6 protein-coding genes and 1 pseudogene are annotated in these 9,442 nt (G+C 70.1%); 3 read left to right on the forward strand and 4 right to left on the reverse strand.

What is annotated here, in order from left to right:
• Positions 1-8: 8 nt before the first annotated feature.
• Positions 9-458, reverse strand: coding sequence for a hypothetical protein (locus AB0K28_RS50535; RefSeq protein ID WP_345391332.1), 450 nt, complete (start codon positions 456-458; stop codon positions 9-11).
• Between the two features lie 76 nt (positions 459-534).
• Between AB0K28_RS50535 and AB0K28_RS50540 the strand changes: the two are divergent.
• A pseudogene (locus tag AB0K28_RS50540) lies at positions 535-951 on the forward strand (GNAT family N-acetyltransferase); the annotation flags it as partial.
• 42 nt (positions 952-993) lie between these two features.
• Entirely contained in the window at positions 994-1,464 is a 471-nt protein-coding gene (locus AB0K28_RS50545; protein ID WP_364385535.1) for a GNAT family N-acetyltransferase, read from the forward strand.
• Here the strand turns inward: AB0K28_RS50545 and AB0K28_RS50550 are convergent.
• A complete protein-coding gene (locus AB0K28_RS50550; protein ID WP_364385520.1) occupies positions 1,451-3,457 on the reverse strand; it encodes a molybdopterin-dependent oxidoreductase in 2,007 nt (668 codons plus the stop codon). The two genes, AB0K28_RS50545 and AB0K28_RS50550, sit on opposite strands and share 14 nt — an antisense overlap.
• Before the next feature lie 218 nt (positions 3,458-3,675).
• On the opposite strand from AB0K28_RS50550, the gene AB0K28_RS50555 reads away from it, so the two are divergent.
• On the forward strand, positions 3,676-6,051 hold the full coding sequence (locus AB0K28_RS50555) for a lysylphosphatidylglycerol synthase transmembrane domain-containing protein (protein WP_364385523.1): 2,376 nt from the start codon (positions 3,676-3,678) through the stop codon (positions 6,049-6,051).
• A gap of 8 nt (positions 6,052-6,059) precedes the next feature.
• Here the strand turns inward: AB0K28_RS50555 and mgrA are convergent, their stop codons facing one another.
• Together mgrA and AB0K28_RS50565 are read right to left on the reverse strand one after the other, a co-directional pair.
• A complete protein-coding gene (gene mgrA / locus AB0K28_RS50560; RefSeq protein WP_364385526.1) occupies positions 6,060-7,046 on the reverse strand; it encodes an L-glyceraldehyde 3-phosphate reductase in 987 nt (328 codons plus the stop codon).
• Positions 7,043-9,133 carry a S9 family peptidase gene (locus tag AB0K28_RS50565; protein ID WP_364385529.1) on the reverse strand — a complete coding sequence of 697 codons (2,091 nt, stop codon included), beginning with the start codon at positions 9,131-9,133 and terminating at the stop codon, positions 7,043-7,045. Before AB0K28_RS50565 ends, mgrA begins: the two co-directional genes overlap by 4 nt.
• Positions 9,134-9,442: the final 309 nt, after the last annotated feature.

Here is a 9,442-nt window from a genome sequence, read left to right on the forward strand (position 1 = left end):
CGAAGAGGTCAACGGGCAGATCGGGCACGCCCCCGCATCGCGAGCGTCAGGACGCCGGAGACCAGGTAGACCAGCGCGCCGTGCCAGAGGGCGTCCCAGCCGGCCCCGAAGACGCCCTCGCCGTCGAGCACGAGCTGCACGGGGTAGTTCAGCACGGCGGCGATGCCGGCGGGCAGCAGCGAGAACCGCCACGGGTGCCGCAGCGACCAGAGCCTGGCCTGCCGGGTCACCCGGTCGCCCACGTCGGGCTTGGACACCGCGCCGATGGCGGCGATCAGGGCGAACAGGGCGGTGCCCAGCCCCAGCGCCCACACCAGATCGCCGCCGCCGGTGAGCACGCTCAGGCCGAAACCGCCGGCGGCCACGGCGCCGCCGGTGACGGCGGCGGTCTTCCAAGGGGCGCCGCGCAGCGCGGCGGCCGACAGCGAGACCTCGTCGCGTCGAGTTATTTCGTTCATGTCACCAATGCTGCCCTTTGTCCGTCCCTGGGGGCATCGGGGGCGGACCCTGAGCTGTCCCTGACATGATGCCGCCATGACGGACATCCAGCTTGTGACCCTTGGCCCAGATGACGGCGAGCGGCTGCGCGCGCTGCGCCTGCGCGCACTCCAGGACGCGCCCGACGCGTTCGGCTCCTCGTACGAGCGCGAGGTCGCCTTCACCCCGCAGCAGTGGGCCGAGCGGCTGGCCAACCCCGATGCCCGCTACTGGGTGGCGACGTCAGGGGCAGCGGACGCCGGCCTGGTGTGCGTGCTGCTGGAGGACGAGGGCAGGCACGCCCACCTGTTGTCCATGTGGGTCGCCCCCGAGGCCAGACGGCACGGCGCGGCGTCCCGCCTGGTGGACGCGGCCGTGGAGTGGGCGAGGAGCACCGGCGCCGAGGAGATGGGCCTGTGGGCGGTGGACGCCAACCAGGCCGCCCGCGCCCTGTACGCTCGCAAGGGCTTCACCCCGAGTGGCAAGGTCATGGCCCTGCCCTCCAACCCCGCGCTCATGGAGTCCCACTACGTGCTGTCCTTGATCTTCCGCACCGCCCGCAGGGACGATGTGCCCGCCATCGTCGCGATGCTGGCCGACGACCCGCTCGGCGCGCAGCGCGAGGGCGACCCCGCCGACGAGCGCTACCTCGCCGCCTTCGAGCGCATCGACGCCAACCCGCACGACGAGCTGATCGTGGCCGAGCAGGAGGGCAAGGTCGTGGGCACGATGCAGCTCACCTACCTCGCCGGCCTGTCCCGCCTGGGCGCCGAGCGCTGCCAGATCGAGGCCGTCAGGGTCTCCGCCGCCGTCCGCGGCCAGGGCCTCGGCCGCAAGATGATCACCTGGGCGATCGACCGGGCCAGGGCCCGTGGCTGCGCCATGGTGCAGCTCACCTCCGACAGGACCCGTACGGACGCGCACCGCTTCTACGACTCGCTCGGCTTCACCGACTCCCACGTCGGCTACAAGCTCAAGCTGGACTGATCTCCACCCAGTTGTCGTGGAACCCGGCGCCGCGGCCCATGTCGGCGTCCCGCTCGGCCACGACGGCGTTCGGGTTCGCGCCGCCAGGGCTGAGCTTGGGCCAGCGGCCCTTCGTCGAGGCGACCACGCCGGGCGAGACCCGGTCGCTGATCTCCACGTCCGCGACGAACGCGCCGCCGTCGTTGTGCACCCGTACGCGCTGCCCGTCCGTCAGCCCCCTGGCGTCGGCGTCGGCCCTGTTGACCAGCACCACCGGGTCCTTGGCCCGCCGCCGCAGCTCGGGGTTGTTGCCGAACGTCGTGTTGAGGAACGTGTGCGCCGCCGGCGTCACCAGCCGCAGCCGGTACGGCGAGCCGTCCGCGACGGCCGTGTGCGGCGGCACGTACGCCTGGCCCTTCGGGGGGAAGCGCAGCCGGCCCGACCGCGTCGGGAAGCCGTCGGCGAACGGCGTGAAGGGCTTGGGGTAGTTCATCCGCACCCAGCCCTCCTTGCGCAGCCGGTCGAGGGTGACGCCCTCCAGCGACGGATGCCCGCTGTTCAGCAGCTGCTCGGCCAGCTCCAGGTCGGAGTCGTACAGCGAGGGCTCGGTCAGCCCCATGTGGGCCGCCAGCCGGCGGAACGTCTCCGTCGTCGACAGGCACTCGCCGGGCGGCCGCACGGCCTGCTCGTTCCACATCAGATAGAGGTGCCCGTAGCCGGCGTGCAGATCGTGATGTTCGGTCTGCATGGTCGCGGGCAGCACGATGTCGGCGTAGTCGGCCGTGTCGGTGGGGAAGTGCTCCATGACGACCGTGAACAGGTCCTCGCGCATGAGGCCGCGCCTGATCGCGTTGGAGTCGGGGGAGGAGCCCACCGGGTTGGCCGCGTACACGAACAGGCACTTCACCGACTCGTCCAGCTGCGAGGCCAGCTTGGTCATCACCCGCGTGCGCACCGGGCCCGGCAGCAGGTCCTCCCGGGTGTCGATGTCGAGGTGCACGTGATCGCTGGTCGAGAAGGCCATGCCGCCGCCGGGGTGCCGCCAGTCGCCGGTCACCGCCGGGATCGCGGAGATCGTCCGCAGCGCCGTGCCGCCGCCCGCGTGCCGCTGCAGCCCGTGCGTGGCGCGCAGCCCGGTCGGGCGCGTGTGCGCGAGCCTCATCCCCAGCCTGTGGACGGCCTCGGCCGGAATCCCCGTGATCTCCGCCACCTTCTCCACCGGGTGGCTCTCGATCTCCTCGCGGAAGCCGGCCCAGCCCTCGGTGTGCGCGGCGAGATACTCCTCGTCCTGGGCGTTCTCCGCCAGCACGACGTTGAGCAGGCCCAGCGCCAGCGCCGCGTCCGTGCCCGGCCTGATCGCCAGCCACTCGTCCGCCTGGTCCGCCGTCCTGGTGCGGATGGGGTCGATCGCCACGACGTGGGCGCCGTTCGCCCGCGCCTCCTGGATGAACTTCCACAGGTGGTGGCCGCTGGTCAGCGTGTTCGTGCCCCAGAGCAGGATGAGCTTCGACAGCGCGAAGTCCTCGGGGTCCATGCCGGCCGCCGTGCCGTTCGTCCGGCGCAGGCCGCTGTTGCCCGCCCCCGAGCAGATGTTCAGCCAGTGCTTGCCGGCGCCCAGCACGTTCCAGAACCGCCGGCCCGCCACGCCCTCGCAGCCCTGGAGGTAGCCGAGCGTGCCGGTGCCCACGTACGGCCAGATGGCCTCGCCGCCGTGCTCGTCCACGATGGCGCGCAGCCGTACGGCGATCTCGTCGAGCGCCTCGTCCCACGTGATCCGCTCGAACTGACCGGACCCCTTCGGCCCCACCCGGCGCAGCGGGTGCAGGATGCGGTCGGTGGCCCGCGTGTGCTCCAGGTAACGGTTGACCTTCACGCACAACGCGCCCCTGGTGTAGGGCTGATCGGGATTGCCGCGCAACGAGACGGCCTGACCGTTCTCCACACCGACCACCCACGAGCAGGTGTCCGGGCAGTCAAGCGGACAAGCCCCCAGAACTCTCAGTGCACCCGACATGCGACACAGCCTATGTCGCCACGTGGACAGGAATTCAAAGGTGAACCCGGGGAAGCCCACCGTGTAGCCTGCCCCCTGCGACGACTGCGGGGGGACGGTCGGGCACATTGAACGCCTGGAGATCGTACAGTCCGCCACGGGAAGGTGCAGAATCGCTGTCGGTGGCCGATATCAGGGAACGAGATGACACGGAGGACCTCGCGGAGGGGGATCCGGCCGTGGCTGAGTCACGCGCGGAAACCGACGTCTACGTCGTAGAGCCGCTGCTGCCCCAGCGCTTGCGCCGCCCCTCCGACCTGCTGCGCTTCATCGCCACGCTGCTCGTGCTCGGCGCGGTCATCCTGCTCGCCCTCGTCGCCAAGCAGACCCTCATCGGGCTGGAGGCCGACGTCAAGGAGGGCGCCGAGCTGGTGCCGCTGCTGAGCAGGATCGCCGCCTTCCTCGGCGGCGCGGCCGTGCTCATCGTGCCCGTCGCGTTCGCGGTCGAGCGCGTCTTCCACCGCGACGGCCTGCGCGTCGCCGAGGGGCTGATCGCCGCCATCGTCGGCATGGCCGGCTCGTTCCTGCTCGGCCAGTGGCTGGTCGCGGGCAACATGAACGACCTGCGCGTGCTGCTCACCGGCGGCCGCGAGATGGAGCCGCTCAACACGCTGCTCACCTCGGTCGTCGCGTACGCGACCGCCGTCCGCATCTCCCGCCGCCCTACCTGGCGGATGCTGATGTGGACCACCATCGCCCTCTACATCCTGGCCTTCTTCTCCGGCCGCCAGATCACCATCCCGAGTGCCATCGTCACCGTCCTGGTCGGCATGGCCATCGGCTACGCCACCCTCTACGGCGTCGGCAGCCCCAACACCCGCCCGCCGGGCAGCGCCGTGGTCGCCGCCCTGCGCAAGCTCTCGTTCTCCCCCGTCTCCGCCCGCCGCGTCGAGGACGACCACCAGGGCAGCCGCCGCTACGCCGTCGGACTCAAAGACGGCAGCAGCCTCGACGTCACCGTCCTCGACCGCGACCGGCAGGTGGCCGGCCTGCCCTACCGCCTGTGGCGGCGCATCAGGCTCAACTCCGAGACCAGGCGCCGCGCCATCAGGTCGCTGCGCGCCGAGCTCGAACGCGAAGCCCTCATGGCGTACGCCGCCCAGGCCGCCGGCGCCAGCACCCCCCGCCTGCTGGGCACCAGCGAGATCGGCACCGAGGCCGCCCTGCTCGCCTACGAGCACATCGAGACCCGCTCACTCGACGAGCTGTCCGACGACGAGATCGACGACGAGCTGCTCGCCCAGATCTGGGAGCAGGTCGAGCTGCTGCAGATCCAGCGCCTGGCCCACCGCAGGCTCACCGGCGACAGCATCCACGTCGACGGCGCCGGCCGGGTCGTGCTCACCGACGCCCGCAGCGGCGAGGTCGCCGCCGGTGACCTGCTGCTCCGGCTCGACGTCGCCCAGCTCCTCACCTACCTCGCGCTGCGCGTCGGCCCCGAGCGCTCGGTGCGCACCGCATCCGCCGTCATGGGCCCCGACGCGCTGGCCGCCGCCATGCCGCTGCTCCAGCAGATCGCGCTGACCAGAGAGACCCGCGCCGCGCTCGGCAAGGCCAAACACGTGCTGCCCGGCATCCGCGACCAGATCGTCGCGCTCAAGCCGCAGAGCAAGGTCGAGGAGATCCGCCTAGAGCGCTTCCGTCCCCGCACGCTCATCACGATCATCGCCAGCACGATCGCCGCCTACATCGTGCTCTCCCAGCTCAGCCAGGTCGACGTCTACCACGTCATCACCACCGCCAACTGGGCCTGGTCGGGGCTGGCGCTGGTGGCCTCGTTCGCGAGCTTTGTCGCCGCCGCGCTCATGCTGCGCGGGTTCGTGCCCGAGCACCTGCCGCTCTGGCGCACGGTGCTCGTGCAGTTCGCGTCCTCGTTCGTCAAGCTCGTCGCGCCCGCCGCGGTGGGCGGCGTCGCGATCAACACCCGCTACCTGCAGAAGCGCGGCGTCCCTCCGGCCAGCGCGGTCGCCAGCGTGGGCGCGTCGCAGCTCATCATGCTGATCTTCCACATCGGGCTGCTGGCGCTGTTCGCCTACATCACCGGCTCCAACACCGCCACCTCGTTCACGCCGTCACGCGGGCTCGTGCTCGCGCTGCTCGCCGTCGCGGTGCTGGTCGTCGCCGTGCTCGGCGTGCCGCCGCTGCGCCGCCTGATCACCGGCCGGCTCTCCAAGCTCTTCTCGAACGTGCTGCCGCGGCTGCTCGACGTGCTCCAGTCGCCGCGCAAGATGATCGAGGCGGCCGTCGGCACGCTCATGATCACCCTCATGTTCGTGCTCTGCCTCGACGCCTGCATCGCCGCGTTCGGCCACGACATCAGCTTCACCGCCGTCGCCGTCGTCTACCTCACCGCCAACGCGATCGGCTCGGCCGCGCCCACCCCCGGCGGTCTGGGCGCGGTCGAGCTGGCGCTGGTCGGCGGGCTCGTACTGGCCGGGGTGCCGAAGGAGCTGGCCACCTCGGCCGTGCTGCTCTACCGGCTGCTCACGTTCTGGCTGCCGGTGCTGCCCGGCTGGGCCTCGTTCACCTACCTGCAGCGCCACGAGGCCCTTTGACGGCCGGCTCAGCGGCGCCCGGCGGTGATCTTGTCGATCGCCTCCAGCTCGTCCTGCGTGAAGGCGGGCCCGTCCACGCACGCCACGTTGTCCTCCAGCTGCTTGACGCTGCTGGCGCCGATCAGCACGCTCGTCACCCGTGAGTCGCGCAGCGTCCACGACAGCGCCATCTGCGCCAGCGTCTGCCCGCGCGTGCGCGCGATCTCGTTGAGGTCGCGGGCGAGGTCGCGGTCGATCCTGTCGGCGCTCAGGAACCGGCTGGTCGCCGCCCGCGAGTCGGCCGGCACCCCGTCGAGGTAGCGGTCGGTCAGCAGGCCCTGCGCCAGCGGCGAGTAGACGATGCAGCCCATGCCCGACTCCTCCAGCGTGTCCAGCAGGCCGTCCTCGATCCACCGGTTGATCATCGAGTAGGACGGCTGGTGGATGAGCAGCGGCGTGCCCAGCTCGCGCATGATCCGCGCCGCCTGGGCCGTCTGCTCCGCCGAGTAGTTGGAGATGCCCGCGTACAGCGCCTTGCCCGAGCGCACCGCGCGGTCGAGCGCGCCCATCGTCTCCTCCAGCGGCGTCTCCGGGTCAGGCCGGTGGCTGTAGAAGATGTCGACGTAGTCGAGGCCCATGCGCTTGAGCGACTGGTCGAGGCTGGCCAGCACGTACTTGCGCGAACCCCACTCGCCGTACGGGCCCGGCCACATGTCGTAGCCCGCCTTGGTCGAGATGACCAGCTCGTCCCGGTACGGCAGGAAGTCCTCGCGCAGGATGCGGCCGAAGTTGCTCTCCGCCGACCCGTACGGCACCCCGTAGTTGTTGGCCAGGTCGAAGTGCGTCACCCCGAGGTCGAACGCCCGCCGTAGGATCGCCCGGGAGTTCTCGATCGGCCGGTTGTCGCCGAAGTTGTGCCACAGCCCCAGCGACACCACCGGCAGCCTGAGCCCGCTGCGCCCGCTGCGGTTGTACGGCTGCCGCTCGTAGCGCTGCTCGTCGGCCTGATATGTCATGACGTGCCTTTCTCAATGATCCAGGACAGCGCGAACGCCTCTTCCCGCCAGGCGTCGTAACGTCCGCTGCGCCCGCCGTGCCCCGCACCCATCTCCGTCTTCAGCAGGAACGGCCCGCCGCTCGCCGTGGCGCGCAGCCTCGCGATCCACTTCGCCGGCTCGTGGTAGAGCACGCGCGTGTCGTTCAGGCTGGTGATCGCCAGAATCGGCGGGTACGGCCTGCCGTCCACGTTCTCGTACGGCGAGTAGCTCTTCATGTAGGCGTATACGTCAGGGTTGTGCAGCGGGTCGCCCCACTCGTCCCATTCGATCACGGTCAGCGGAAGCGACGGATCGAGGATGGTGTTGAGCGCGTCCACGAACGGCACCTCGGCCACGATCCCGGCGAACTCCTCGGGGGCGAGGTTCGTCGCCGCGCCCATCAGCAGCCCGCCCGCCGAGCCGCCCCTGGCCACGATCTTGCTGCTCCAGCCCGCCGCCCTCATGTGCCTGGCCGCCGCCACGAAGTCGGTGAACGTGTTGCGCTTGCTGGTCAGCTTGCCCTGCTCGTACCAGTGCCTGCCCATCTCGCCGCCGCCCCGCACGTGGGCGATCGCGAACACGAACCCGCGGTCGAGCAGCGACAGCCTGGGCACCGAGAAGCCGGGGTCGATCGAGGTCTCGTAGCTGCCGTAGCCGTACAGGACGGTGGGGGCGGGGGTCTCGGTGTCCTTGCGCTTGACGAGGGAGATGGGGATCTTCGTGCCGTCCTCGGCCGTGGCCCACTCGCGCACCTGCTCGTAGTCGGCCGCGTCGAAGCCGCCGAGCACCGGGCGCTGCTTGAGCAGGATCAGGTCGTGGGTGTCCAGGTCGTAGTCGTACACGCTGGCCGGGGTGACCATGCTCGTGTAGCCCAGACGGAGCCGCCGCGTGGTGAACTGTGCGTTGCCGGCCGGGCCGACGTCGTACAGCGGCTCGGGGAAGTCGATCTCGTACGCGTTGCGCTCCGCCGCCTCCACCCGCTCGCGCCAGTCGCCCCCGTCAGCCGGGTAGGGGAGCACCCGCAGGCCGGTCAGGCCGTCGCGGCGGAAGTGCACCACCGCGTGGTCGGAGAACGCGTCGATCTCCAGCAGCCTCGTGTCGGTGCGGTGGGCGATGAGCGGGGTCCACGTGCCGGGGTCGTCGAGGGGGGCCGTGGACAGCTCGAAGTTCGCGGCGTTCTCGTTGTGCAGGACGTAGAAGAAGTCGCCCGCGTGCTCGACGCCGTACTCGACGCCGGTCTTCCTGGGCCTGACGAGCTTGAACTCGCCGCCGGGGTCGTTGGCGTCGAGGATGCGGACCTCGCTGGTGATCTTGCTGCCCGCGCCCAGCACCAGGTACTGCTCGCTGCGGGTCAGCCCGATGCCCACCCAGTAGCGCTCGTCGCTCTCCTCATAGACGAGCACGTCCTCCTGGGTGCCCAGGGTGTGCCGGTAGACCTGGTAGGGACGCCAGGCGTCGTCCACGCGCGTGTAGAAGAACGCGGAGGCGTCGGCCGACCAGGCGCCGCCGTAGAAGATGTCGGTGACCTCGTCGGGCAGGATCTCGCCCGTCTCGAGGTTCTTGAACTTGAGCGTGAACCGCTCGTTGCCCGTGAAGTCGGTCGAGAAGGCCAGCATCCGCCCGTCGGGGGAGACCGAGGTGGTGCCCACCGAGAAGAACGGGCTGTCGCCGGCGAGCTCGTTGCCGTCGAGGACGACCTGCTCCTGGTCGAGCCGTTCGCCGGTGGTGATCTCAGGTGGGGTCTCGCCGTCGGCCGGCACCCGGCACGACACCGGATACTGCTTGCCCTCCTCCGTACGCGAGAAGTACCACCACGAGCCCTTGCGGCTCGGCACCGACAGGTCGGTCTCCTGGGTGCGGCCCTTGATCTCCTGGAACACCTGCTCCTGGAGGTCGGCAAGGTGAGCGGTCTCCTTCTTCAGAAAGTCGTTCTCCGCCTCCAGATAGGCGGTGGTCTCGGGATCGTCCTTGTTGCTCAGCCAGGCGTACTCGTCGATGACGGTGTCGCCGTGGTGGGTGCGCTCCGTAGGGATCTTCTTCGCCACTGGCGGCGTGTTGCTGCTCACGTGGGGAGTCTATGTTCGGTCGTGATCGTTCTGTTGCCGTCGAAGCAGGAGAACCGGCACGAGCGGTGGAAGGGCGCTGCTAATCTTTAGGAGCCGACGCGGAGCGGCACAACCCACATCCTTCACTCAGGTGACTGTGATGTGTTGTGTCACTGATCGTCGGCAATCCCTTGTGACGCGCCGGTTCGCGGATCGATTCGCAGATCGCTCGACGGGCTGGTAAGTTAGAGGGGTTGTCTCCGAAAGGGGGCGCGGCTTAATTCTTGGAAAGTCGAGCCGGTCCGGTCAATTTGACAGGGACTTGAGCGG

The sequence above is a fragment of the Nonomuraea sp. NPDC049504 genome (assembly GCF_040676845.1).
GTDB classification, from domain to species: domain Bacteria; phylum Actinomycetota; class Actinomycetes; order Streptosporangiales; family Streptosporangiaceae; genus Nonomuraea; species Nonomuraea salmonea.